At 66.2% G+C, this 24,967-nt stretch carries 18 protein-coding genes and 2 pseudogenes; 7 read left to right on the plus strand and 13 right to left on the minus strand.

What is annotated here, in order from left to right; all coding sequences use genetic code 11:
• The first annotated feature begins 26 nt into the window (after nucleotides 1-26).
• Nucleotides 27-314: a hypothetical protein gene (locus NMQ03_RS21195; protein ID WP_369693180.1), complete on the plus strand. Its 288-nt coding sequence runs from the start codon at nucleotides 27-29 to the stop codon at nucleotides 312-314.
• A gap of 24 nt (nucleotides 315-338) precedes the next feature.
• Here NMQ03_RS21195 and NMQ03_RS11560 read toward each other — a convergent pair whose 3' ends face one another.
• Nucleotides 339-1,103: an N-acetyltransferase gene (locus NMQ03_RS11560; protein ID WP_255175593.1), complete on the minus strand. Its 765-nt coding sequence runs from the start codon at nucleotides 1,101-1,103 to the stop codon at nucleotides 339-341.
• A gap of 138 nt (nucleotides 1,104-1,241) precedes the next feature.
• On the minus strand, nucleotides 1,242-3,038 hold the full coding sequence (gene aspS, locus NMQ03_RS11565) for an aspartate--tRNA ligase (protein ID WP_255172326.1): 1,797 nt from the start codon (nucleotides 3,036-3,038) through the stop codon (nucleotides 1,242-1,244).
• A gap of 98 nt (nucleotides 3,039-3,136) precedes the next feature.
• On the opposite strand from aspS, the gene NMQ03_RS11570 reads away from it, so the two are divergent.
• On the plus strand, nucleotides 3,137-4,390 hold the full coding sequence (locus NMQ03_RS11570; protein ID WP_255172327.1) for an APC family permease: 1,254 nt from the start codon (nucleotides 3,137-3,139) through the stop codon (nucleotides 4,388-4,390).
• A gap of 9 nt (nucleotides 4,391-4,399) precedes the next feature.
• Here NMQ03_RS11570 and hisS read toward each other — a convergent pair.
• A pseudogene (gene hisS, locus NMQ03_RS11575) lies at nucleotides 4,400-5,769 on the minus strand (histidine--tRNA ligase).
• A 228-nt stretch (nucleotides 5,770-5,997) separates the two neighbouring features.
• On the opposite strand from hisS, the gene NMQ03_RS11580 reads away from it, so the two are divergent.
• On the plus strand, nucleotides 5,998-6,816 hold the full coding sequence (locus NMQ03_RS11580) for a peptidylprolyl isomerase (protein WP_255172328.1): 819 nt from the start codon (nucleotides 5,998-6,000) through the stop codon (nucleotides 6,814-6,816).
• 66 nt (nucleotides 6,817-6,882) lie between these two features.
• Nucleotides 6,883-8,514 (plus strand): DUF349 domain-containing protein, encoded by a 1,632-nt coding sequence (locus tag NMQ03_RS11585; protein ID WP_255172329.1) that lies wholly within the window; start codon nucleotides 6,883-6,885, stop codon nucleotides 8,512-8,514.
• Nucleotides 8,515-9,280: 766 nt separating this feature from the next.
• Here NMQ03_RS11585 and NMQ03_RS11590 read toward each other — a convergent pair.
• The 9 genes and pseudogenes from NMQ03_RS11590 to pdxT form a co-directional block, all read right to left on the minus strand.
• Nucleotides 9,281-11,671: a bifunctional (p)ppGpp synthetase/guanosine-3',5'-bis(diphosphate) 3'-pyrophosphohydrolase gene (locus NMQ03_RS11590; RefSeq protein WP_255172330.1), complete on the minus strand. Its 2,391-nt coding sequence runs from the start codon at nucleotides 11,669-11,671 to the stop codon at nucleotides 9,281-9,283.
• A 149-nt stretch (nucleotides 11,672-11,820) separates the two neighbouring features.
• Complete coding sequence (gene secF / locus NMQ03_RS11595) at nucleotides 11,821-12,837, minus strand: protein translocase subunit SecF (protein WP_255172331.1); 1,017 nt, start codon at nucleotides 12,835-12,837, stop codon at nucleotides 11,821-11,823.
• The gene (secD, locus tag NMQ03_RS11600; protein ID WP_255172332.1) at nucleotides 12,837-14,594 is read right to left on the minus strand and encodes a protein translocase subunit SecD; all 1,758 of its coding nucleotides are present in this window, start codon (nucleotides 14,592-14,594) and stop codon (nucleotides 12,837-12,839) included. The genes secF and secD overlap by 1 nt, the downstream gene beginning before the upstream one ends.
• Before the next feature lie 100 nt (nucleotides 14,595-14,694).
• Nucleotides 14,695-15,102, minus strand: coding sequence for a preprotein translocase subunit YajC (yajC, locus tag NMQ03_RS11605; protein ID WP_255172333.1), 408 nt, complete (start codon nucleotides 15,100-15,102; stop codon nucleotides 14,695-14,697).
• Nucleotides 15,103-15,312: 210 nt separating this feature from the next.
• A pseudogene (gene ruvB / locus NMQ03_RS11615) lies at nucleotides 15,313-16,393 on the minus strand (Holliday junction branch migration DNA helicase RuvB).
• A complete protein-coding gene (gene ruvA / locus NMQ03_RS11620; protein ID WP_159631891.1) occupies nucleotides 16,386-17,030 on the minus strand; it encodes a Holliday junction branch migration protein RuvA in 645 nt (214 codons plus the stop codon). The pseudogene ruvB and the gene ruvA overlap by 8 nt, the downstream one beginning before the upstream one ends.
• A gap of 90 nt (nucleotides 17,031-17,120) precedes the next feature.
• Nucleotides 17,121-17,699 (minus strand): crossover junction endodeoxyribonuclease RuvC, encoded by a 579-nt coding sequence (gene ruvC, locus NMQ03_RS11625; RefSeq protein ID WP_255172336.1) that lies wholly within the window; start codon nucleotides 17,697-17,699, stop codon nucleotides 17,121-17,123.
• A 68-nt stretch (nucleotides 17,700-17,767) separates the two neighbouring features.
• Entirely contained in the window at nucleotides 17,768-18,523 is a 756-nt protein-coding gene (locus NMQ03_RS11630; RefSeq protein WP_159631889.1) for a YebC/PmpR family DNA-binding transcriptional regulator, read from the minus strand.
• A 3-nt stretch (nucleotides 18,524-18,526) separates the two neighbouring features.
• Entirely contained in the window at nucleotides 18,527-19,237 is a 711-nt protein-coding gene (pdxT, locus tag NMQ03_RS11635) for a pyridoxal 5'-phosphate synthase glutaminase subunit PdxT (protein WP_255172337.1), read from the minus strand.
• A 90-nt stretch (nucleotides 19,238-19,327) separates the two neighbouring features.
• Between pdxT and NMQ03_RS11640 the strand changes: the two genes are divergently transcribed.
• Together NMQ03_RS11640 and NMQ03_RS11645 are read left to right on the plus strand one after the other, a co-directional pair.
• Nucleotides 19,328-20,620: a Mur ligase family protein gene (locus NMQ03_RS11640; protein ID WP_255172338.1), complete on the plus strand. Its 1,293-nt coding sequence runs from the start codon at nucleotides 19,328-19,330 to the stop codon at nucleotides 20,618-20,620.
• Nucleotides 20,617-21,372 carry a type 1 glutamine amidotransferase gene (locus NMQ03_RS11645; RefSeq protein ID WP_255172339.1) on the plus strand — a complete coding sequence of 252 codons (756 nt, stop codon included), beginning with the start codon at nucleotides 20,617-20,619 and terminating at the stop codon, nucleotides 21,370-21,372. Before NMQ03_RS11640 ends, NMQ03_RS11645 begins: the two co-directional genes overlap by 4 nt.
• 16 nt (nucleotides 21,373-21,388) lie before the next feature.
• Here NMQ03_RS11645 and NMQ03_RS11650 read toward each other — a convergent pair whose 3' ends face one another.
• Nucleotides 21,389-22,762: a hypothetical protein gene (locus NMQ03_RS11650; protein ID WP_255172340.1), complete on the minus strand. Its 1,374-nt coding sequence runs from the start codon at nucleotides 22,760-22,762 to the stop codon at nucleotides 21,389-21,391.
• Nucleotides 22,763-22,927: 165 nt separating this feature from the next.
• Between NMQ03_RS11650 and NMQ03_RS11655 the strand changes: the two genes are divergently transcribed.
• Nucleotides 22,928-24,940, plus strand: a complete 2,013-nt coding sequence (locus NMQ03_RS11655) for a M3 family metallopeptidase (RefSeq protein ID WP_255172341.1) — start codon at nucleotides 22,928-22,930, stop codon at nucleotides 24,938-24,940.
• Nucleotides 24,941-24,967 lie beyond the last annotated feature (27 nt).

Raw genomic sequence — 24,967 nt, forward strand, 5'->3', positions numbered from 1 at the left:
TCGCCGCCCCCGTCCGTTACACCGGAATGGCACGGGGTAACCAGCTCGGACTGGTTCTCGCCGGATTCGCACCAATGATTGCCGGCATGCTCCTTGCCCCCGGTATAACCGGTTGGATTCCGGTGGCTGTCTTCGCCACGGTCTGCATGCTTATCGCGGCAGCATCGGCCTTCTACTCCCCGGAGACCTTCAGGACACCTATTGCCGAACTGGGCACCTCCTACCTCAAGGGATCCGCACAGCGCCGTGATCTGCTGCTGGCAAGCAGGCACGAACTGCAGGACGCACCAACAGCCGGCACCCGGATCCACTGATCCCGCGGGCCCCCTAATGCAGCCCTAGCAACCAGTCAGGGCGCGCTGCGGGCGTTCCTGCCGGTACAGGTAGCGGCCGGCCTCACGGAACCCGGCTTTCCCGTAGAGTTGCTGCGCCCCACGGTTCGCCGCTGTGACCAGAAGCCAGAAGCCGTCCACTCCCCGCTCGTTGCCTGCCCGCAGCAGCGACTGCAGGATGGCGGCCGCGAAGCCCTGGCGGCGCGCGGCGGGCAGGGTAGCCATGCAGTACAGGCCGCCCTGCCCGCTGCCGCCCGGGAGGGCAAGGCGGCCGACGGCGGAAGCCCTGCCATCGCCGTCCCGCACCAGGGCATACACGGAGGGGCAGCCCTTAAGGATGGTTTCGGCGACGGCCAGGGAGTCCTCCCCGCCGCGGCCGTCCACCTCCCACCAAACCCGCAGCCACTCCCCTGACGGCTCCGTGGAGAGTTCCACCTCCGGTGTGGCGCCTGCGGGAATCCGGGCGTCCACGGCGCTGCGGGTCATGACCAGGGTCTCGGACTGGCGGGTGAAGCCCTCCGCGTCCAACAGTTCATGGAGACCGGACGCTGCCGGGGTGTCGAAGACCTGGAAGATGACCGGGAGGCTGCGGCTGCGGTACCAGGCCCTGGCCTCCCTGAGCAGGCCCGGGAGGTCGTCGCTGCACTGGTCGCCACCGTACTGTTCACTGCGTGGCCAGATGGAGTTGGCCCGTTGGGTGACGCCTTCGGCCGCACGAAACGTCCAGCCGCCGGCATCATGGCGGTCCGGTGCGGGCCATGCTGCGTCCATGGCGGCTTCAAGGCCCAGGGGTGCGGGGTGGACCCGGCTCGGTGTGGTCACGGGGCTGTTCCTTCCTTAACGGCAGGAGGTCCCCCGGGCAGACCGGGGAACCTCCAATGATTGCGGCCTTGGGCCACTAACCGTGCACTACTGCTTGTCTTCGGGCTTCTTCACTTCCGGCTTCTTGGCCTCCGGCTTGAAGTCCACGCCGGCCTCCTTGCGCTGCTGGGGCGTGATGGGGGCCGGTGCTTCCGTGAGGGGGTCGTGGCCGCCACCGGACTTCGGGAAGGCGATGACGTCGCGGATGGACTCCACCCCTGCCAACAGCGACACCACGCGGTCCCAGCCGAACGCGATACCGCCGTGCGGGGGTGCGCCGTACTTGAAGCCCTCCAGCAGGAATCCGAACTTGGTCTGCGCGTCTTCCTTGTCCAGGCCCATCAGTTCAAAGACGCGCTCCTGCACGTCACGCTGGTGGATACGGATTGAACCGCCGCCGATTTCGTTGCCGTTGCAGACAATGTCGTAGGCGTAGGAGAGCGCCGACTCGGGATCTTTGTCGAACGTGTCAAGGAATTCCGGCTTGGGTGAGGTGAAGGCGTGGTGCACGGCAGTCCACTGGCCTCCGCCGACAGCAACGTCGCCGGAGGCAACGGCAGCGGCGGCCGTCTCGAACATGGGTGCGTCCACAACCCAGCAGAAAGCCCAGTCCGTGGGATCGATCAGGCCGGTACGGTGGCCGATTTCCACGCGGGCCGCACCCAGCAGGGCGCGCGAGGGGGTCTTTTCACCAGCGGCGAAGAAGATGCAGTCGCCGGGCTTCGCGCCCACAGCGTCGGCCAGGCCTGCGCGCTCGAACTCGGTGAGGTTCTTCGCCACGGGGCCGGCGAGTTCGCCGTCCTCCTTGTACAGGACGTAGGCAAGGCCCTTGGCGCCGCGCTGCTTGGCCCATTCCTGCCACGCGTCCAGGGCACGGCGTGCCTGGGAAGCGCCGCCGGGCATGACCACGGCACCCACGTAGGGAGCCTTGAACACGCCGAAGTTGGTGTCCTTGAAGAAATCGGTGAGCTCGGTCAGTTCCAGCCCGAAGCGAAGGTCCGGCTTGTCGGAGCCGTACCGCGCCATGGCGTCGGCGTAGGTGATGCGCTGGATGGGCGTCGGGATGTCCGCTCCGATGAGCTGCCACACTGCCTTAACGATGTTTTCGCCCAGCCGGATGATGTCGTCCTGGTCGACGAAGCTGGCCTCGATGTCCAGCTGGGTGAATTCCGGCTGCCTGTCCGCACGGAAGTCCTCGTCGCGGTAGCAGCGTGCAATCTGGTAGTACTTCTCGAACCCGCCCACCTGCAGCAGCTGCTTGAAAAGCTGCGGGGACTGCGGGAGGGCGTACCAGGAACCCGGGGCCAGGCGTGCCGGAACCAGGAAGTCACGGGCGCCTTCCGGCGTCGAACGCGTCAGCGTGGGCGTCTCAATCTCCACGAAGCCCTCCTGGTGGAGCAGGTCGCGCGCCACCCGGTTGGCCTCGGAGCGGAGGCGCAGGTTGCGGCTGGGGCCGGGGCGTCGCAGGTCAAGGTAGCGGTGCTTGAGGCGGGCTTCCTCGCCGACTTCCACGTGTTCGTCAATCTGGAACGGCAGGGGGTCGGAGGTGTTGAGGATGGTGACGTCCTCGGCAATGACCTCGATCTCTCCCGTCGCGAGGGCGGGATTCTCGTTACCCTCCGGACGCTTGGATACGGTGCCCGTGACCTGCAGGACGTACTCGTTGCGCAGTCCGTGGAACACTTCTTCCTCGCGGACCACCACCTGGGCCACGCCGGAAGCGTCGCGAAGGTCAACGAATGCCACACCACCGTGATCACGACGGCGGCCCACCCAGCCGGTCAGGGTTACGGTTTGTCCAATGTGCTCGGAACGAAGGGATCCGAGGTCATGTGTGCGCAGCACAGCACGCCTTTCTGCGGGAAAACAGTGGGAAGTTTCAATATGATCGTTGCGGGAACGATCCCGTCCGAGTTTACCCGCTGGAAAGGGAATGCCGCCGCATGAGCGAACCGCAGCAGCTGCAGCGCAGGCTCGGGACCTTTGATGCCACCGCGATCGGACTCGGTTCCATGCTGGGCGCCGGCGTGTTTGTGGTGTTCGCTCCGGCCGCGGCGCTGGCAGGGAATCTTCTGGTCCTGTCAGTACTGATCGCAGGAGCGGTGGCGTACTGCAACGCCGTGGCCTCTGCCGCCCTCGCCGCCAAGTACCCCACCAGCGGCGGTACTTATGTGTACGGCCGGAACCAGCTCGGCGAGTGGCCGGGCTTCCTGGCAGGCTGGGGTTTCGTGACAGGCAAGACGGCGTCCTGCGCAGCCATGGCGTTGACGTTCGGCAGCTACGTGGCGCGGGATTATGCGGTCCCGGTTGCTGTGGCCGCCGTCGTGGCGCTCACCGGAGTCAACCTGTTCGGCATTACCCGGACCGCCCTGCTGACACGCATTCTGCTGTGCATGGTCCTGGCGACGCTGGTCTTCGTCGCCGTGGCCGCGTGGCTGGGCCCGCACGCCGCGGCGGAACTGACCGGGCCGCCGTCGGGCAACCCGGCGGGAGTCCTGCCGGCAGCCGGGCTCATGTTCTTCGCTTTTGCCGGCTATGCCCGGATCGCCACGCTGGGTGAAGAGGTCAAAGACCCCACACGGGCCATCCCGCGGGCCATCCTGGCGGCCCTGGCAGCCGCTTTCGCCATCTACCTGCTGCTGGCACTGCTCCTGCTGAACCATCTCGGAGAGCGGCTTGCCGCGTCCGGAACTCCCCTGCTGGACGCAGTATTGGATTCCCGTCTTGCCCCTGCCGCGCCGCTGGTGCAGGCGGGCGCAGCCGCTGCGTGCCTGGGCGCCCTCCTAGCCCTCATCACCGGCGTGGGGCGGACCACCCTGGCCATGGCACGGGAACGCGATCTTCCGGGTCCGCTGGCAAAGGTAGGCGGCACCCACACCGTCCCGTTCGTGGCGGAACTTGCCGTGGCCGCCGTCGTCATCCTGCTCCTGCTGACCACCAACGTGATGACGGTGGTGGGCTTCTCAAGCTTCGGCGTACTGGTGTATTACGCCGTGGCGAACGCGTCCGCCTTCACCCTCACGACCCATCCCGGCTATGCTCCCCGCTGGCTGAACGCCGTGGGGTTCCTGGGCTGCGTCGTCCTTGCCTTCACCCTGCCGCCGGCGCCCGTCCTGACCATGGCCGCGGTACTCGCAGCGGGGGTGGCCGGGCGCTGGCTGGTGCTGCGCCTCCGGCAGCGCCAGCCCAAGCGCTGAGTTCCCGGGCTACACGGAGGCTGCTGCGGGGGCGGTTGTTTCAACCTGAACCGTCAGGTCCTCCAGCGGCGGCATCCAGGTTTCGGGTGCCGCCAGCACCTGTTCGCCGGTACGGATGTCCTTGACCTGGTGCGTGCCGTCCTCGTCGGTGAACCAGACGAACGGGATGCCCCGCCGGTCCGCGAACTTGATCTGCTTGCCGAACTTTTCTGCCTTGGCCGCCACTTCAGTGGGAATGCCCCTGCTGCGCAGGAGCGCGGCGACGTCCTGGGCGCCGCCCCAGCTGTCGTCGTGGTTCAGGGCCACCAGCACCGCCGTGGGAACCGAACGGGAGGCCTTGGCCAGGTCCTGGCTCAGGATCCGGGACACCAGACGGGTGACGCCGATGGACAGCCCGACGCCCGGGAACTTCCGGTTGCCCTTGGACGCCAGGGCGTCGTACCGGCCGCCGGAGCAGATGGACCCGAGTTGCTCGTGGCCCACCAGCACGGTCTCCACCACGGTGCCGGTGTAATAGTCCAGGCCGCGGGCGATGCTGAGGTCGGCCAGCACCTTGCCGGGAGCCCGCTGCACGGCGGCATCGATGACCTGTTCCAGTTCGTCCAGGCCTTCATCCAGGAGCTCGTTGGTGACGCCGAGGGCCCGGACCTGCGCCACGAAGGATGTGTCTTCCGTGCGGATGGCTGCCAGCTGCAGCGCCTTGGCGGCCTGGTCATCGGAAGCGCCCAGTTCGCTCTTCAGCAGTTCAGCCACCTTGGCGGGACCGATCTTTTCAAGCTTGTCGATGCTGCGCAGCACGCCTGCGGTGTCATCGAGGCCGATGCCGCGGTAGAAGCCCTCCGCGAGCTTGCGGTTGTTGATCCGGAGGCGGAAGTCGGGGATGGGCAGGGCGCTGAGGGCCTCGGCGATGACCAGTGCAATCTCAACGTCGTAACGGAACGGAAGCTCGCCGTCGCCCACCACATCGATGTCCGCCTGGGTGAACTCGCGGGCCCGGCCTTCCTGGGGCCGCTCGCCGCGCCACACCTTCTGGATCTGGTAGCGGCGGAACGGGAAGGCGAGGTAGCCGGCGTTTTCGACGACGTAGCGGGCAAACGGCACCGTCAGGTCAAAATGCAGGGCCAGCGCGTGGGGATCCGCTTTGCCGCCCTTCACCGGGTTGTCGCTCTCATCCTCCTGGGTAAGCTGAGTCCGTACACTTCCTTGTCGATCTCGCCCTTGCGGAGCAACTGACCCACCGTCTCCACAGCCCGGGTTTCGATCGAGGCAAAACCATGGAGTTCAAAGACCCTGCGCAGGGTATCGAGCACATGCAGCTCCACCAGCCGCTCCTCTGGAAGCCACTCGGGGAATCCGGACAGGGAGGCGGTGCGTGCCATGGGGAAGGTTCTCCTTAGGGATGGAAGGCGCGGCGCACTGCTTACCACACCGTTCAGAGACGGCGTACGGCGGCAGCACAGCCGGTCATGCATAAACTATGTGCGGCAGCCAGTTTATGCGTTCCTCCGTGTGCATCTCTAATACGGCGGACGGCACTGACTCGCCGCTGATTCCTGCGCGCCGCGGCCAACCGCGGCACACCCGCAGCCCGACGATGAGGAGGACCCTTGCTTACCAGTTCACGCAGTGCCCGCGAAACGAAACGGCGCATCCTGCAAATGGAAGCCAAGCGTGACTTCCGGCGCGACCAGGAGAAGCGGCGCAAACGCGACAACCTCGTGGCCGCCGGCGCGGGAACCGCCGCCGTAGTGCTTGCCGTCGTCCTCCAACTCACGGCGTTCGCCGGGAACCCGACCGAGGACGAGTATGCCGCCGCCCAGGCAGGCCTGACGGAGCCATCCGCCTCGGCCAGCGCCTCCCCCACTCCATCCGCTGCGGCAACCAACGGGCCGAACATCCCGGCCGCAGACACCGCTGCGGGCAAGACGTTCACGGGCCAGCTGCTGCTGAACGGCAGCCCGCTCGGCGTGGAGGTGGATGGAACCAAGGCTCCGCAGGCCGCCGCGGTCTTCAAGTCGCTCAGCGACCAAGGCTATTTCAACGGCAAGACGTGCCACCGGCTCACCACCGCCGACCAGTTCGGCGTGCTGCAGTGCGGCTCACCCAATGGCGACGGCCAGGGCGACCCCAACTACACGTGGGGCCCGTTGGAAAACACCCCGGCGGACAACATGTACCCCGCCGGCACCATCGCCGTGGCCCGTACCGGCAACAACGCCTACGGCAACGGGACACAGTTCTTCATTGTCTACAAGGACACGGCAATTCCGGCAGACGCGGCAGGGGGCTATACCGTGGTGGGAAAGGTGACCTCGGGGCTTGATGTGGTGTCCAACATTGCTGCCGCCGGCGTCACGCCAGGCGCCAGCGACACGGACGGCGCACCAAAACAACCAGTCACGATAGACTCGTTTTCTCTGAAGTAGGAGCCGGGCCGGCAAGGCCGCGGTGCAGTACGTGAGTATTTCCCTCCAAGCGAAAGACTTTTAGCGGTGACAGACAGTCAGAAATCCGACGAAACAGCAACAGGCGTAACCGAACCAACGGCTCCGGCCGAGGACGCTGCCGATACTGCTGCACAGGCCGGGCAGGCACCTGCGGCCCCCGAATCAACCGCTTCAGAGGAGGGCACTGCTGAAGAGAGCCCTGTCGACGAGGGCACTGTTGATGAGGGCTCTGTTGAGGAGGCCACTGCGCAGGACGCGGAAGACCAGTCCGCGGCAGCCCCTGCCGCGGAGCCGTCCGTGCCTGCTGCCGCAGCCGCTCCGGGGCCCCGGCCGTCAGCACCGTCGCCTGCTGCCTTTGCGTCGCGTCCCAAGCCCGCTGCCGCCGCTCCCGCCGCCGCACCGGTGCCCGCTGCTCCCAGCACATCTGTCGCCGAGGCCTCCAAGTGGGGCCGGGTGGAAGGGGACGGCCACGTCTACCTGAATATCGACGGCGGCGAGCACCCCGTGGGACAGTACCCCGGCGTGAGCGGCGATGAGGCGCTGATCTACTTTGCGCGAAAGTACGACGACGTCGTGGCGCAGATCGTCCTCCTCGAACAGCGCGTCAGCTCCAAGGCTCCCAGCACCGACATGCAGAAGACGGTAACGCACCTGCGTGAACAGCTCGCCGAACGGAACATGGTGGGCGACCTGCGGGCAGCCGAGGCGCGCCTGGACAAGCTCGCCGCCGAGATCACCGAGCTGGAGAAGGCCGAGAAGGCCGAGCACGATGCCGTGCGTGCATCCGAGCTTGCAGCGCGTGAGGCCATCGTCACCGAGGCAGAGCAGATTTCCGGCCAGGATCCCGCCCAGACGCAGTGGAAGACCTCAAGCGCCCGGATGAACGAGCTTTTCGAGAACTGGAAGGCAGCCCAGAAGAGCGGCGTGCGGCTGGGCCGCAGCAACGAGGACGCCCTCTGGAAGCGCTTCCGGGCCGCCCGCACCGTCTTCGACCGTCACCGCCGGGCTTATTTCTCCCAGCTGGACAGCAACAATTCCGCGGCCAAGGCTGCCAAGGAAAAGCTGATCGCTGAGGCCGAGGCGCTTTCCACGTCCACGGACTGGGGCTACGCCGCCGGCGAATACCGCCGCCTGATGGACCAGTGGAAGGCATCGCCGCGGGCAAGCCGCAAAGACGACGACGCGCTGTGGGCCCGGTTCCGCGCCGCGCAGGACGTCTTCTTCACCTCGCGCCAGGCTGCCAACGACGAAATTGACCAGGAATACGCCGCCAACCTTACGGTGAAGGAGGCGCTGCTGGCCGAGGCCAACGGCATCCTTCCGGTGAAGGACCTGGCAGCCGCCAAGAAGGCGCTCCAGTCCGTCCGTGACCGCTGGGAAGAGGCCGGCAAGGTACCCCGGGCGGACATGGGCCGGATCGAAGCCGGGCTCCGGAAGGTGGAAGACGCCGTCCGCCACGCCGAGGAAGAGCAGTGGCAGCGGTCCAACCCCGAACGCAAGGCACGCACCAACAGCGCACTCTCGCAGCTGGAGTCCGCCATTGCCGGGCTCCAGGAAGACCTTGCCAAGGCCGAAAAGAGCGGTGACCAGCGCAAGATCAATGCTGCCCGCGAGGCCCTCGAGGCGCGCCAGGCCTGGCTCGACCAGCTCCAGCGTTCCGCTAGCGAGCTGTCCTAAGCTCTTCTTGCGCTGAGCTTCTTTGGCTTGGGCTGAAGGACACAGGCCCGGTCCCGGTTATCCACATAACCGGACCGGGCCTGTGCCCGTTAACCACGGTCCGGGCAGGATGGGGGTATGGCCACACCACCAGCATCCCCAGCCGCCGGACCGGCAAGGGAACCCTCCGCTTCCGCACCGGGGCCGGGCTGCCCGGCAGGCGGAACAGAGGCGGCCGCGGCGCCACGCTTTCCCGAACTGTACGCACCCGGGGTCCCCTTCGCCGGTCCGGAACTCCAATCCCTGGCCGCCGACGGGCTGCTGGCCCGGTTCCACCAACACGGTTACACGCTTCCAGGGTTGCCGGCGTCCCCGCAGCTACGGGCAAGGGCAGCCGCGGGCGCTGTGCCGGCGGCCATCCGGCAGCGGGTCGTGGCGGGGCGGATGACTGCGGCGTGGATCTATGGCTGCGCGGCGGAACCGGACAGGCTTGCGCTCCTGGTTGATGCCAAGCGGCGGGTATCCAGCCTGCGGAATACCCGCGGCTGCACGCTTCACGAAGTGAAGTTGGGGCCGTTCGATGTGATCAGCCTGGGCGGCCTGATGGTTTCCAGCCCCTTGCGGACCGCCCTTGACATCGCCCTGCACGTGGAACCGGAGCGTGCCGTGCCTAGCCGGCTTGCTGGCGCGCCCGCAGCTGGACGTGCAGTTGCGGCTGCTGGTGCGGGCCATCGAAGCAACACCCAGAGTGCCCCACAAACGGGCTGCCCTGGAAAAGCTCGCCCTGTTAGCTCCTGCGTTTGTTGCCGGTGGTGCGGTAGACGTCGAAGACGCCGTCGATCCTGCGCACGGCGCTCAGGACGTGGCTGAGGTACTTGGGATCGCCCATCTCGAAAGCGAACTTTGAGATGGCCACCCGGTCCGTGGAGGTGTGGACACTGGCGGCGAGGATATTGACGTGGTTGTCGGAAAGGACCCGCGTCACGTCAGACAGCAGTGATTTGCGGTCCAGGGCCTCCACCTGGATTTCCACCAGGAAGACGCTCGACTGGGTTGGCGCCCAGTCCACGTCCACGATCCGGTCCGGCTGGTCCTTCAGGTCCGAGATATTGGTGCAGTCGGTGCGGTGCACAGAGACACCGGATCCCCTGGTCACAAAGCCCAGGATCGGGTCCGGTGGAACGGGCGTGCAGCAGCGGGCCAGCTTCACCCAGACGTCGCCCACGCCGCGGACCACGACACCGGAGTCGGAGAAGCGGACCTTGCTGACCTGGGTGGGGATGCTGACCTCTTCGACGTCATCATCGGCACTTTCGTTGCCGCCCAGGCTTTCGATCAGCTTTTCCATGACCGACTGGGCAGATGTGTGCCCGTCGCCCACGCCGGCGTAGAGGCCGGAGATGTCCGCGTATTTGAAATCCTCGGCCACGGCGGCCAGGGCCTCGTGCGTCATCAGCCGCTGCAGTGGCAGGTTCTGTTTGCGCATGGCACGCGTCAACAGCTCCTTGCCGCGGTCAATAGCTTCTTCGCGGCGTTCCTTGCTGAACCACTGGCGGATCTTGTTGCGTGCCCTGGCACTCTTGACGAAATGCTGCCAGTCCTGGCTCGGTCCGGCCCCCTCGGCTTTAGAGGTGAAGATTTCCACCCAGTCGCCGTGGTTCAGCTCGCTGTTGAGCGGTACCAGCTTGCCGTTGACCCGGGCGCCAATGGTGCGGTGGCCTACCTCCGTGTGCACGGCGTAGGCAAAGTCCACGGGCGTTGACCCTGCCGGCAGAGCCATGACTTCACCCTTGGGCGTGAAGACGAACACTTCACGGGCGTTGATCTCGAAGCGCAACGAGTCCAGGAACTCGCCGGGATCCGAGGTTTCCTGCTGCCAGTCCACCAGGGAGCGCAGCCATCCCATGTCGCCGTCGCGGGGGCTTCCGGGGCCCACCGCCGTGCGGTTGGGCTGATCCTTGTACTTCCAGTGGGCCGCCACGCCATACTCGGCCCGGCGGTGCATCTCGTGCGTGCGGATCTGGATCTCCACCGGTTTGCCGCCGGGACCGATCACCGTGGTGTGCAGGGACTGGTACATGTTGAACTTGGGCATCGCGATGTAGTCCTTGAACCTGCCGGGCAGGGGGTTCCAGCGCGAATGCATGGTGCCCAGGGCGGCGTAGCAGTCCCGGACGGAGTCCACCAGGACACGGACACCCATGAGGTCGTTGATGTCGTCGAAGTCCTTGTCGCGGACAATCATCTTTTGGTAGATCGAGTAGTAGTGCTTGGGCTTACCGGTAATCGTGGCTTTGATCTTGGCCGCGCGCAGGTCCTCGGTGATCTGGTCGCGGATGACGCCCAGGCTCTTCTCCCGCTCGGGGGTCCGGTCCCCCACCATCCTGACGATTTCCTCGTACACCTTGGGGTAGAGGGCCGCGAAGGACAGGTCTTCGAGCTCCCACTTGATGGTGTTCATGCCCAGCCGGTGCGCCAGCGGGGCGAAGATTTCCAGGGTTTCACGGGCTTTGCGGGCAGACGATTCGGCTGATACGAAGCGCCAGGTACGGGCATTGTGGAGCCGGTCGGCCAGCTTGATCATGAGGACGCGGATGTCCTTGGCCATGGCCACGACCATCTTGCGGACCGTTTCCGACTGGGCGGCCTCGCCGAAGCTGACCTTGTCCAGTTTGGTCACGCCGTCCACCAGCATGGCCACTTCCGGCCCGAAGTCCCGCTTCAGGTCCGCGAGGGTGTACGGGGTGTCCTCGACGGTGTCGTGCAGCAGGGCCGCCGCCAGGGTGGTGCCGCTGAGGCCAAGCTCGGCGAGGATGGTGGCCACAGCCACCGGATGGGTAATGTACGGGTCGCCGCTCTTGCGCTTCTGTCCGCGATGGCTCCGCTCAGCTACGTCGAAGGCGCGCTGGATGAGGTCGAAGTCCTCTTTGGGATTGTTGGCCCGGACAGTGCGAAGCAGCGGCTCAAGGATGGGCGAATAGGTGGCTGCTCCACGACCGGTCAGCCGGGCAAGGCGGGACCGGGTGCGCTCCCTCCGGCCGGGAAACGTTGCGCGTGATCCCGAATTGTCGACAGGAACCAGGGACCCCGGGCGCGCGGAGGATGCCGCACCGGCTTGTACACCGGCAGGACTTTTTTCTTCCTCTGCCGTTGGCGCCGACGCCGAACGTTCTTCCAATGAAGCACCCCTCACCACCGTTTAATTACTCCAGTCTATTCCCCCGGGCAGCCACTTTTATAACCGGGCGCGGACAGCCGAAGGCCGGGCAACGCACAGTGTGCATTGCCCGGCCTTTGATGGAGTGACGAGGGCCTGTGGCTGGCCGGTCAGGCTTTAGCCGGCGATGCCGGAACTGCCCGTTCGGTTGAACCGGCACGCCGCTGCTGGACGCGCCGCGCCTGCTTGACCAGGTCCGGTTCGCCCTGGCGGAGCCAGGCGTACATCGGAGCTGCGACGAAGATGGTCGCGGCAGTGCCGATGAGGATCCCGACGAACAGGGCCAGGGACAGGTCGCGCAGCGTTCCGGCACCAAGGAGCCCTGCACCGATGAACAGGATGGCGCCCACGGGGAGGATTGCCACCATCATGGTGTTGATGGAACGCACCAGGGTCTGGTTGACGGCAAGGTTGACTTCCTCACCGAACGTCCGGCGCGTGGATGCGTCGATTCCGGTCGTGTTTTCCCGGATCTTGTCGAAGACCACCACGGTGTCGTACAGGGAGTAGCTCAGGACGGTCAGGAACCCGATGATGGCAGACGGTGTGACCTCGAAATCGCTGAGGGCATACACGCCGGCCGTGATGAACATGGTCACGGCCATGCCGGCAAGCGCGGAGAGGGACATCTTCCAGGTCCGGAAGTACAGGGCCATCAGCAGGGCCGCGAGCAGCACGAACACCACCAGGCCGATCAGCGCCTGCTTGGTCACGTCAGCACCCCAGGTGGGGCCAACGAACGTGGAGGTCACCTCGTTGTCGGTGACACCGTAGGCGCCGGTGAGGCCCTGCTTGATCCGAAGGGTCTCATCGTCGGTCAGCTTGTCCGTCTGGATGCGCATGGTGTTGCCGGTCACGTTCGCAACGCGCGGAACACTGCCGGCGACCACGTCAGTTACCGCCTTTTCGCCGATGGTGGCGTCGGTGGTCTTGACGTTCGAAACCGTGAATTCGGAGCCGCCGCGGAATTCGATGCCGAGGTTGAAGCCACCCTTGGCCACCGGGATGATGATGGACAGCGCCACTCCCACCGCGGCGATGATGAACCAGATCTTCTTTGCCCCTACAAAGTCGTAGGAACGCTTTCCGGTGTAGAGCTCGTTGCCGAACGTAGCGAAGCCTGACATTACTTGTTCTCCTTCGCGGAGGTCTTGGACGAGCTTACCAGCTGTTCCTGCTTCTCTGCCAGGCGCCGTTCAGCGATGGTCATGCGGCGCTCGGCCTCGGCCGCTGCGCCGGTGTTCTTGGTGCGGACCGCCACGGGCTTGTCCTCGGGAGTGCGGACCCGGCCCGCGCCGCGGTACAGCGGCACGGCGCCCAGCCGTTCGGGATCCAGGCCGGAGAACTTGTGGCCTTCACCGAAGAACCGGGTGCGTGCCAGCAGCTGCAGCGTGGGGTGGGTGAACATGAACACCACGATGAGGTCGGCGATGGCCGTCAGGCCCAGCGTGAACGCAAAGCCACGGACGTTGCCCACGGCCACGAAGTACAGGACCAGGGCGGCCAGGAGGTTGACGGCCTTGGAGGCAAGGACCGTGCGCTTGGCGCGCTTCCAGCCGTTTTCGACGGCGGACACCAGGCCGCGCCCTTCGCGCAGTTCGTCGCGGATGCGCTCGAAGTAGACGATGAAGGAGTCGGCGGTCTGGCCGATGGCCACGATGATGCCTGCAACACCTGCCAGGGACAGCCGGTAGTTCTCCGTCCAGCCCAGGATCGCGATGGCCAGGTACGTCAGGGCACCAGCCACCACCAGAGAGGCAATGGTAACGAAGCCCAGGGCGCGGTACTGGAAAAGCGAGTAGACCACCACGAGCAGGAGCCCGATCAGGCTTACCAGCAGGCCCATGCGCAGCTGTTCACCACCGAGCGTGGCGGAGATCTGCTGCTCGCTCTGGATGTCGAAGCTGATGGGAAGGGCGCCGAACTTCAACTGGTCGGACAGCGCCTTGGCGGTCTGCTCGGTGAAGCCGCCGGTGATCTGCGGACGTCCGTCGGTGATGACAGCCAGTGACCTCGGGGCGGAGATGACCTGGTCGTCCAGCACAATGGCGAACTGGGACTTGGGGTCGGTGCCGGACTCGCCGCCGGCGGCCACGTAGAACTGGTTGAGGCGCTCGGTGACGGATTTGAACTTGGCCGTGCCTTCGGCGTCGAACTGGATGTTGACGGCCCAGTCATTGGTCACGGCGCCCTGCGCACCCTGCTGAAGCTGGAAGGACGAGGTGACGATGTTGCTGCCCTTCACCTCCACGGGACCCAGGATGTACTTGATGGCAGGCGACTTGTCGGTGGCAGGTTCGCAGGTCACCAGCGGCTTGGTGGGATCTGACCGCTTGGATTTCTCGGCCGCGGGGCTGTTGCAGTCCAGCGCCTCGAACTGCTTGTAGATCTCTGGAGTGATCCAGTTCGTGTCACTGCTGTTGGTAAGCTCTGCTGTCGGTTTGGGCAGCTTGTCCTCCGGCGTTTGCGACTCCGGCGGCACTGGGGCGCCGTCGCCGTTGAGGAGGACGGGGCGGAAGTTCATGTCCGCGGAGGCCTGGATCAGGTTCCGGGTCTCGGCGGAGGGCGTGCCGGGAAGGCTGACCACCACGTTGCGCCCGGACTGGGTGCTGATTTCCGCTTCGGAGACGCCGGAGCCGTCAACGCGCTGCCGGATGATCGCCACGGCCTGGTTGAGCTGCTGTTCGTTGATGTCCGAACCGCCCTCCACCTTCGGCGCCAGGATCATCTGGGTGCCGCCCTCAAGGTCCAGGGCCAGTTTGGGTGCCCAGCTGGCGTGCCCGGCGACGGTGCCGCTTACCAGGACGGCTGTCAGCGCTGCCAGGAGTACGCCAAGCCAGACCAGGACGCGGAGCCCTGGTTTCTTGCGGCCAGTTCGTGCCATTGTCGATCTTTCTCTTATTCGCGGAAGAACCGCCGGCGCGGGTTGTTACCTGCGCCGGCGGTGGTCCGCAGCGGTAGAGGGAGGAAAGGGGCCAGCGGGCCTAGCTGTCCTTCTTGCCCTCGTCGTTGAGGCGCTTCAGGGTTTCTTCCGGAGTCTCAGTGCCCGTTGCAGTGCTCCCGGCTTCCGGCGTGGTCAGTGAGGATGCGTCATCCGGCACCACCGGCGAAGCAGCGGCGGGCTCGGCAATGGCTTCCGCGGCGGGCTCGACGACCTTGGTGACTGCCTGGCGGTGCACGGTGGCCAGGTTGCCGGGGGAAAGTTCAAGGGTGACCTTGTTGTCGGCGTCGTCGATGTCCACGATCCGGCCGAAAAGGCCAAAGCTGGTCATGACCTCCACGCCCGGGGCGAACTTCGACTGGAGCTCTGCCTGCTGCTGCTGCGTCTTCTTGTTGCGGCGGAACATCATGAAGATGAACACGCCGAGCATGACGAACAGGAGAATTGACATTGGATCCAAGGGGGAATTCCGTTCTTTTGCGTGGTGCTGCTGGTTTTCCAGCGACGTGGGCTTCGCTTCAGCCGGGGCGGTTGCTGGCACAGGCAGAACGCCTGACATTTCCTTCCCCAAGCGACGGGGGCGTCAGGGCCACCCGCGAAACAAAGACCCGAACGTGCCGGGCGTCATACCAGTCTAAAGGGAAAAGCTGAACGGAGCCTGCTATTGGCTCTCCGGGGCCCAGTCCCCCGCCGCCGCGGCGTCCCCGCCGGGCTCGAAAAGGTCCAGCTGCTCCTGGGCGAAGACACCGGATGGAATGGCGTAGCCCAGATGCGTCCACGCCGGCGCCATGGCAATCCTTCCGCGGGGTGTACGGCCCAGCAGGCCTTCCCGGACCAGGAAGGGTTCGGCCACGGTTTCCACCGTTTCGGTTTCCTCGCCAACAGCAATGGCCAGGGTGGACAGGCCGACGGGGCCTCCGCCGAATTTGGTGATGAGGGCATCGAGGACAGCACGGTCCAGCCGGTCCAGGCCTTTCTTGTCCACTTCGTACATGTCAAGGGCGGCGGACGCAGCCCTGGCATCGATTTGTTCGACACCGTGCACCAGCGCCCAGTCCCGGACCCGGCGCAGCAGGCGGTTGGCGATACGGGGGTCCCCGTGAACGGGCGATTTCAGCGAAGCCGGCGGAGTTGACCTTCAGGTCCAGCAGCCCGGCTGAACGGCGCAGGACCAGTTCCAGTTCCGGAACGGAGTAGAACTCGAGGTGCCCGGTGAAGCCGAACCGGTCGCGCAGTGGGCCCGGAAGCAGCCCGGCGCGAGTGGTGGCGCCCACCAGGGTGAACGGCGGCAGCTCCAGTGGAATGGCGGTGGCGCCGGCGCCCTTGCCCACGACGATGTCGACGCGGAAGTCCTCCATGGCCATGTACAGCATTTCCTCGGCGGGCCGGGACATGCGGTGGATCTCGTCGAGGAACAGGACCTCGCCCTCGGACAGCGAGGACAGGATGGCCGCAAGGTCGCCCGCGTGTTGGATGGCGGGCCCGCTGCTGAGGCGCAGCGGAGCGTTCATTTCCGCCGCCACGATCATGGCGAGGGTGGTTTTGCCGAGGCCCGGCGGCCCGGAAAACAGCACGTGGTCCGCCGTGCGCCCCCGCATCCTGGAGGCCTGGAGCACGAGCGAAAGCTGCTTGCGCACCCGGTGCTGGCCCACGAAATCGTCAAGGTTCTTCGGCCGGAGCGCCGCCTCGATGGCCCGCTCCTCCGGCTCCTCCCCCGCGGCAACCAATGAAGGTTCAGCCACGGCTGCCTACGCGGTTGCCGGCGCGGGCGCCGTCCTGCCCCAGCCACCGGAGGGTGGTGCGGAGGATTTCGGCCACATTGCCGCGGAAGGACACTTCCGGCTCGTCAGCCAGGGCTTTGTCGATGCTGGCGGAGGCATCCTTCTCGGACCAGCCCAGGCTGGTCATGGCGGCCACCACCTGGGGCTTCCATGCGGCCTCGGCAGGGGTGGCGGCGCCGGCGGGTGCGGCGGTTCCGTGCGGTACCAGCTTTCCGGCCAGCTCCAGCACGATCCGGCCCGCGACCTTGGGCCCGATGCCGGGAACCTTGGTGAAGGTCTTGCTGTCCTCCGTATGGGCCGCAACCCGGATTGCTTCGGGGTCGTGGACCGCCAGGACTGCGAGGGCAAGACGGGGGCCGACCCCGCTGACACTCAGCAGGACGTCGAAAACTTCACGTTCGTCGTCGGATGCAAAACCAAAAAGGGTGAGCGAATCCTCCCGGACAATCAGGGACGTAAACAGCTTGCCCTCTTCCCCCACGCGCAGCCGGCTCAGGGTCTGCGGGGTGGCGTTGACGCTCATCCCGGCACCGTTGAGGTCAATCACGGCCGTTGACAGGCCAACGTGCGCTACGGTTCCGCGGAGGAAACTGATCAAGGCCGGGCTCCCGTTGTACTGCGGGCCTCCACAGTGGGAGCCCGGCTATCCGAACATATCTACGAATACCCTAGCAAGCGGCAGGGACAATCAGCGTGCACGGCGCGCTTTCGCCTCTGCGTCCGCCCATGCCCGCTGGGCCGGCGTCAGGGAGGAGCTCCCGGGACCGGTAGTGGCCACGGCCGCGCCGCTCCCGGCCCGCCACGCATGGGTGATGGCCAGCGCCAGCGCATCGGCAGCGTCGGCAGGACGCGGCGGAGCGTCAAGGCGGAGGATCTTGGTCACCAGTTTGGTCACGGCGTCCTTGTTCGAGGACCCGCTTCCGGTCACCGCGGCTTTAACTTCCGACGGCGTATGCAGCGCCACCGGGATTCCCCGGCGGGCCGCCGCCGCGATCACCACGCCGGACGCCTGAGCGACGCCCATCACCGTGCTGACGTTGAGCTGCGAGAAGACGCGCTCAACGGCGAGGACCTCGGGCTCGTAACGGTCCAGCCACTCGTCGATGGACGTGGCGATCACAAGCAGGCGGCGGTCAAGGGTCTCGTCCGGCGATGTGCCGACAACCCCTACCGCCACCATGCTGGCCCGGCGGTTGCGTTCCACATCCACCACGCCGATGCCGCAGCGGGTCAGGCCAGGGTCAACGCCAAGGACGCGGAGCGTCACTTCTGCCCCGCTGCGGGCGGCAGGCCCGGCTGGAGCTCCCGCTGCGGTCTAGCTGGCAAGGCCGGACGTCACTCTGATTCCAGGGCGGCCTGGACTTCGTCGCTGAGGTCGGCGTTGCTGTACACGTTCTGGACGTCGTCAAGGTCCTCAAGCGCGTCCGCCAGCTTCAGGAACTTGCGGGCGCCATCGACGTCGAGTTCCACCTGCATGGAGGGCACGAATTCAACTTCGTCCGTGTCGTACTCAATGCCGGCTTCCGCCAGGGCCTCCCGGATGGCCTGCAGATCGCCGGGTTCCGAGTGGATCTCGAAGGTCTCGCCGTTGTCCTTGACTTCCTCCGCGCCCGCATCCAGGACGGCCATCAGGACGTCGTCCTCACTCAGGCCGTTCTTGGGCAGGTTGACCACGCCCTTGCGGGTGAAGAGGTAGCTCACGGAACCGGGGTCGGCGATGGTGCCCCCGTTGCGGGAGATGGCCAGGCGGACTTCGGATGCTGCCCGGTTCTTGTTGTCCGTGAGGCACTCGATCAGCAGGGCCGAGCCCTGGGGGCCGCGGGCCTCGTACATGATCTCGGTGTAGTCCACCACTTCGCCGGTCAGGCCGGCGCCGCGCTTGATGGCGCGGTCGATGTTGTCGTTGGGAACCGAGGTCTTCTTGGCCTTGGTCACGGCAAGTTCCAGGCCGGGGTTGCCGGCGAGGTCCGGTCCGCCCATCCGGGCGGCAACTTCGATGTTCTTGATCAGCTTGGCGAACGACTTTGCGCGGCGACTGTCAATGATCGCCTTTTTGTGCTTGGTCGTTGCCCATTTGGAGTGGCCTGACATGCTTTACGCTTCTCCTCTGATCATTCGGATAAAAAGTTCGTGTACGCGTTTCTCGCCGGTCACTTCCGGATGGAAGGAGGTGGCCAGCAGCTGGCCGGAACGCACTGCGACAATTCTAGCCGCCCCGGGCAGCGGTACGGCGTGCGACGCCTGTGCGGGATCTGCCGGTTCCACCTGGGCCAGGACCTCCACGTCCGGTCCCACACGTTCCACCCAGGGCCCGCGGATGAAGACGGCGTGCACAGGTTCCACGCCCGATTCGGAGGCGCTGAAGTCCAGCCCTTTAAAGTCCAGGTCGGTTTCGAAGGATTCGCGCTGGCGGCCGAAGGCGTTCCGGCGGACGGTGATGTCCAGGCCGCCGAACGTTTGCTGGGGGGCGCCGGACAGGTCGGTAGCCGGATCGGCGATGTCCTCCGCGAGCAGGATCATTCCCGCGCAAGAGCCGTACACGGGCAGGCCCTCGGCGATGTACTTGCGCAGCGGGTCGGCAAGGTCGAAGGCCCGCGCCAGTTTGTCGATGGCCGTGGATTCGCCGCCGGGAATGATGAGGCCGTCCAGGCCATCGAGCTCCTCCGGGCGGCGGACGGCGACGCCCTGCGCGCCGGTGGCCTCCGCGGCACGCAGGTGCTCACGAAAGTCTCCCTGGAGAGCCAGGACACCGATCCGCAGGCCTGAGCCCACGCGCGCAGGATCAGCAGAAGGGGGGTTTGTCATCCCTCCAGCATACGGCCCCGGCCCTCCATCCGGCGCGGCAAGGCCGGGGCGGGCAAAGGTTGCATGCCCCTGCTGGGATATATTCGAAACATGGTCTTCTTCAGTGTTCCGCTCGGCAAGCTGGTCCGCAGGGTATCCCGGCTGCGGGGCGGCGGGTCCGCACTTCCGGGCTTGGTGGTCGAGAAAATCGATCCCGGCTTCATGCGGCGGACGCTCACTACCCTGCCCCACGGCGTGGCCGTGGTCAGCGGCACCAACGGAAAGACCACCACCACCAAAATGGTGGTCGAACTCCTGGAAAGCCAGGGCCTGAAGGTCTTCACCAACCGGACCGGCAGCAACTTCACGCGGGGCGTGGCAGCCGCCCTCCTGGGCGAGGTGGACTGGCGCGGCAGGCTGGACGCGGACGTTGCCGTCCTGGAACTCGATGAGGCCCACGCCGTCCATTTCGTGAACAGCGTTCCGCCCCGGTATTGCCTGCTGCTGAATGTGCTTCGCGACCAACTGGACCGCTTCGGCGAAATCGACAAGACCGCACAGCTCCTGCAGCACATCGCCGCCAAAACCACGGGGACGGTGGTCCTGAACCGCGAGGACCCGCGGGTTGCGCGGATCGCGGACACGCTGACGGGACAGGACGTCAGGTACTTCGGCCTGGACGATTCCCTGCTGGGCACCTTCCCGAACGATGACGACATGCGCGCCGCTCCCGGCAGCCCCGCTCCGGCGGGGATGCCCGCAAAGCCGCAGGCCGACGTCGTCCTCCGCAAGGTGGGGGCAGACAGCGCCGTATTTGAGTACGACGGCGGCACGGTCACCACGGCGATGAAGCTGCGTGGCGTCTACAACATCTTCAATGCAGCCGCTGCGCTCACCCTCGCCCGCAGCATTTGCGGCGGCGGTGCCGCCCCCGCGAACCACGAGACCCTGCTGCAGGCGCTGTCCCAGGTGGCCCCTGCCTTTGGCCGCGGCGAAAGCCTGACGGTGGACGGCCAGCCCCTGGACCTGGTGCTGGTCAAAAACCCCAGCGGCTTCCGGCTGGGACTGAAATCCTTCCCCGCTGCCGGCTACGCCACCATGATCGCCATCAACGACAACTACGCCGACGGCCGGGACATGTCCTGGCTGTGGGATGTGGAATTCGATTCGCTTCGCGAGGGCGGGGTGGAGGTGCTGACCGGGTCGCGCGCCTACGACATGGCGCTGCGGCTGCAGTACGACGAAGTACCCGTTGGCGCCGTGGACACCGATATTCCGGCCGCCCTTGCCGCCTTCATCCGGGAAGGGCAGGGCAAACCCAAGCGGATCTTCTGCACCTATACCGCCATGCTTGCCATACGCCGCGAGCTGTCCAAAATCACCACCGTGGAGGTTGTCTCGTGAGTCCGGCAGAAGCAGCGGAAGCTGGCGACCAGTCCAAGGGCACTCTCCGGGTGGTCCAGCTGTACCCGCGGGACATGAACATCTATGGCGACTGGGGCAATGCCCTGGTCCTGCAGCGCCGCATTCAGTGGCACGGGTACACCCCCGAACTGCTGGAGTACAACGTGGGCGATCCCTTTCCCGAAGACGTGGACATCATTGTGGGCGGCGGCGGCCAGGACAGTGGCCAGTTGGTCATCCAGGACGACCTGCAGGCCCGGGCCGGTCAGCTTAAGGAGTTGGCCGAGGACGGCGCACCCATGCTGGTCATCTGCGGCCTCTACCAGCTTTTCGGCCGGTTCTTCAAGACGCGGACGGGTACTGTCATACCGGGAATCGGCGTCCTGGACGTGGAAACCCATGGCACCGATGAACGCCTGATCGGCAACGTGAAGGTCTCAACCACCGAGTTCGGCGAAGTCCTCGGCTACGAGAACCACAGCGGCCAGACCACCCTGGGCAACGGTGTGCGGCCGCTCGGGACGGTGGCCAAGGGAACGGGCAACAACAGCAACGACGGCCATGAGGGGGCACGGTACCGAAACATCGTTGCTAGCTACCTGCACGGCTCGCTGCTTCCCAAGAACCCGGCCATTGCCGATTACCTCATCCGCACGGCCGCAGAGCGCAAGTTCGGCAGCTTCTCCCCCGGTACCCCCGACGACGCCTACGCGGTCCTGGCACGGGAGCACGCCGCCCGCCGGCCCCGCTGAACTGCGATCGCCTGAATCACCGCCACTGGAAGTACTCCCGGTGGATGTTGAGCCTGCGGACACCCGCTGCCCGGAAGGCTTTACGGAACTGCCGGAGCATGGCGTCGGGCCCACCCATGAAAACTGACAGCAGGCGCGGCTCGGTGCCCACTGCGGCCATGACCGCGGCCGGGGTCAGCCGCCCGTCCCTTTCGGTGTCCACCACATGGACCTTGAGCCGCGGGTGGTTCCTGGCGATGGTGGTGATTTCATCGGCAAAAGGCGAAGGGCCAGCGGAGGTAACAAAGAAGTCGACATCTTCCTGCAGCCCGCTGCCCGGGTCTGCGTCCAGCGACCGCAGCCAGCTGAGGAAGGGTGTGATTCCCACACCGCCGGCGATCCAGACCTGGTGGGCAGTGCCCTTATGCCGGTCAAAGCGGCCGTAGGGGCCGCCCACCACGGCCGGCATGCCTGGCTGGACCACGTCGGGAAGCCTTGTGGTGTGGTCACCCAGCGCCTTGACCGTAATGCTGATGCCGCCCTCCTGTGCGGGCCCGGAAATGGAAAAGGGGTGCCGCTGCCAGCCATCCGCCGTTTCGAGGTAAACCATAGCGAACTGGCCGGGTTTGAAAGCCAAGGGGCGGCCCAGGGGACGGAGTGCCACCTCCACCAGGTCCGCCGCAACCGGGCGGACCCCTGCAACCTGGTAGTCGTGATGGGGCAGGAAACGGCGCGCCAGCAGCTCCCGGTAAACGTAGAACGCCAGCCCCGTTCCGCCGATGGCCACATAGCTCCACCGCAGGACGGGCGCCGCTTCAAACGCACTGGCATCGAGCAGCCCGTGCAGGAAGCCGGCAGCCACGAACAAGCCTGTGAGCCGGTGGAAGCCGCGCCAGCGCTCATAGCCACCCAGCAGACGCACCACCAGGCGGACCCCCTTTGTCTGCAGGGCGGCGTGCACCACGCGGCGGACGGGCGCCGGCAGCATGGTCCGCCAACGCGGCAGCACCGCCCACACCACCAGTGCGGCAAGTCCCGAACTGGCCACCACTGCCAGTGTTTTTCCCACACTGGTTGCCTCCGGGTTGGACGCAAGTTCTATATGCGGCAGCAACAGGACGGTTGCGGTCACGGCGGCCCTGCGGTGCCAGATCGCCGCGTGGTCAATGCCGCCGAACACCGGCTCAACGTGCGGGAGTGTGCTGACCAGGACAAGTGCGATGGAATACAGCAGCACGGACTCCCCGCCGAACAGCTGGCCGACGTGCCTGAGGACCGGTTCGCCCTGCGGCCGCGCCAGATACCAAAAAATGCCATACGCCGCCGCCAGGACCGTGACAGCGCCGGGCCCCACCCACCGGAACGGAACGCCCAGGAAGGCGGCTGCCGGCGTCGTGCGTCGTTTATTCATGGACCAAGGCCCTTCGTCACTGGCGAACCCGTACGCGTGCCCAGCGGGACGCGCAGCATAGGGCCCGGACCGGACCCCTTAGCGGCAATTCTAGGGATGCCGTCTGGGAGTAAGCACCATTTCCTTTCAATTGAGAACCGCGCCCTGCTGTGAAAGGTTTACCCCATGACCAACCCCCTCCTTGCCGCCAGTCCCCTGCCCTACGGCCTTCCGCCTTTCGAGGCCCTTACAGCGGGCCAGTACGGCGCCGCCATCGAAGCAGGCCTGGCCGCGCACTTGGACGAGATCCAGGCCATCAGCAGCAACGCCGCACCGGCCACGTTCGAAAACACGGCACTGGCCATGGAACGCTCGGGGCAGCTCCTCAACAGGGCCGCCGCGGCATTTTTTACCTTGGTATCGGCGGATGCGTCCGCCGAAATCCGGGAACTTGAAACGGAGCTTTCGCCGCGCTTCCAGGCCCACCAGGACGAGGTGTTCCTCAACGGGGCGCTGTATGGGCGCTTTGCCGCCATAGATACGGACAGCCTGGATCCCGAGTCAGCGCGCCTGGTGGAGGAGTACCTCAAGGAGTTCCGCCAGTCCGGGATCCAGCTCGAGGCACCCGGCCAGGAGCGGCTGCGTGCCATCAACGCTGAGCTGGCCCGGTTGGGCACGGAGTTCGGCCAGCGGGTCAAGGAGGGGATGAAGTCCGCGGCGCTGCTGCTGGAGGACGCCGGCGACCTGGCGGGCCTGCCGGCGGACGACGTCGCCAGTGCAGCCGAAGCGGCACGCGCCGCCGGGCACGACGGAAAATTCCTGCTGACCCTGATCCAGCCCGGCAACCAGCCGGCACTGGCCTCACTCGAGAACCGGGACGTCCGCCGTCGTCTGTTCGAGGCATCCGTGGCCAGGGGCAGTGGCGGCGGGAGCCTGGATGTCCTGGACCTGGCCCGGGAGATGGCCACGCTGCGGGCGGAAAAGGCCCAACTGCTGGGTTTCGCCAACTACGCCGAACTTGTGGCCGACCGGCAGACGGCGCCGGACTTCGAGGCCGTCCGGACGATGCTGGGCCGCCTGGCGCCGGCGGCCGTCCGCAATGCCGACGCCGAGGCGGCAGCCCTGGCCGACGTCGCCGGACATCCGCTGGAAGCCTGGGACTGGGCCTACTATTCGGCAAAGGTGCGGCGGGAGAAGTACGACGTTGATGAACAGGCCCTGCGTCCGTATTTTGAGCTGGACCGGGTGATCACGGATGGAGTGTTCTTTGCAGCCACTGCGCTGTACGGGATCACGTTCCACGAGCGGCCCGACCTCGGCGCCTATAATCCGGACGTTCGCATCTGGGAGGTCCGGAACGGGGACGGAACCGGCCTAGGGCTGTTCCTGGGCGACTACTACGCGCGTGAATCCAAGCGCGGCGGTGCGTGGATGAACTCGCTCGTGGACCAGTCGGGACTGCTGGGAACCCGGCCCGTGGTGATCAATACGCTCAACATCTCCAAGCCGCCCGCGGGTGAGCCGACGCTCCTCACCCTGGACGAGCTGCGCACGCTTTTCCACGAGTTCGGCCACGCGCTGCACGGCCTGTTCTCCAACGTCACCTATCCCCGCTTTTCCGGCACTGCGGTGCCCCGGGACTTTGTGGAGTATCCGTCGCAGGTGAACGAGATGTGGATCCTGTGGCCGGAGGTGCTGTCCAATTATGCGCGCCACCACGTCACCGGCGAACCGCTTCCGCAGGACGTAGTGGACCGGCTGGAGGAATCCCGGCTCTGGGGCGAGGGCTTTGCCACCACCGAGTACCTGGGCGCAGCCCTCTTGGACCTGGCATGGCACACGCTGGAGCCGGGCGACGTTCCGGATGATGCCGTGGAGTTTGAGGCAAAGGCCCTGGCTGCGGCAGGGATTGCGCACCCGCTGATCCCGCCCCGGTACCGCACAGGCTACTTCCAGCACATCTTTGCCGGTGCCGGCTACGCGGCTGGCTACTACTCGTACATCTGGAGCGAGGTCCTGGACGCGGAGACCGTCGACTGGTTCAAGGAAAACGGCGGCCTGTCCCGCGCCAACGGCGAACGTTTCCGGGAGGAGCTCCTCAGCCGGGGCAACAGCCGGGACCCCCTGGAGTCCTTCCGGATCCTGAGGGGCCGCGAGGCGAACCTGGACCCCCTGCTAAGGCGCCGCGGCCTCGAGTAACCCCCATCGATTGCTCCGTAACGGCCC

Source organism: Arthrobacter sp. DNA4 (genome assembly GCF_024362385.1).
Lineage (GTDB): Bacteria > Actinomycetota > Actinomycetes > Actinomycetales > Micrococcaceae > Arthrobacter.

Bases quoted from the DNA above. Each gene is read 5' to 3' on its own strand.
- NMQ03_RS11560 (WP_255175593.1), bottom strand. From the start codon at position 1,103: ATGGACGCAGCATGGCCCGCACCGGACCGCCATGATGCCGGCGGCTGG.
- NMQ03_RS11655 (WP_255172341.1), top strand. From the start codon at position 22,928: ATGACCAACCCCCTCCTTGCCGCCAGTCCCCTGCCCTACGGCCTTCCG.
- NMQ03_RS11640 (WP_255172338.1), top strand. From the start codon at position 19,328: ATGGTCTTCTTCAGTGTTCCGCTCGGCAAGCTGGTCCGCAGGGTATCC.
- NMQ03_RS11570 (WP_255172327.1), top strand. From the start codon at position 3,137: ATGAGCGAACCGCAGCAGCTGCAGCGCAGGCTCGGGACCTTTGATGCC.
- NMQ03_RS11650 (WP_255172340.1), bottom strand. From the start codon at position 22,762: ATGAATAAACGACGCACGACGCCGGCAGCCGCCTTCCTGGGCGTTCCG.
- pdxT (WP_255172337.1), bottom strand. From the start codon at position 19,237: ATGACAAACCCCCCTTCTGCTGATCCTGCGCGCGTGGGCTCAGGCCTG.
- secD (WP_255172332.1), bottom strand. From the start codon at position 14,594: ATGGCACGAACTGGCCGCAAGAAACCAGGGCTCCGCGTCCTGGTCTGG.
- yajC (WP_255172333.1), bottom strand. From the start codon at position 15,102: ATGTCAATTCTCCTGTTCGTCATGCTCGGCGTGTTCATCTTCATGATG.
- secF (WP_255172331.1), bottom strand. From the start codon at position 12,837: ATGTCAGGCTTCGCTACGTTCGGCAACGAGCTCTACACCGGAAAGCGT.
- NMQ03_RS11630 (WP_159631889.1), bottom strand. From the start codon at position 18,523: ATGTCAGGCCACTCCAAATGGGCAACGACCAAGCACAAAAAGGCGATC.
- NMQ03_RS21195 (WP_369693180.1), top strand. From the start codon at position 27: ATGGCACGGGGTAACCAGCTCGGACTGGTTCTCGCCGGATTCGCACCA.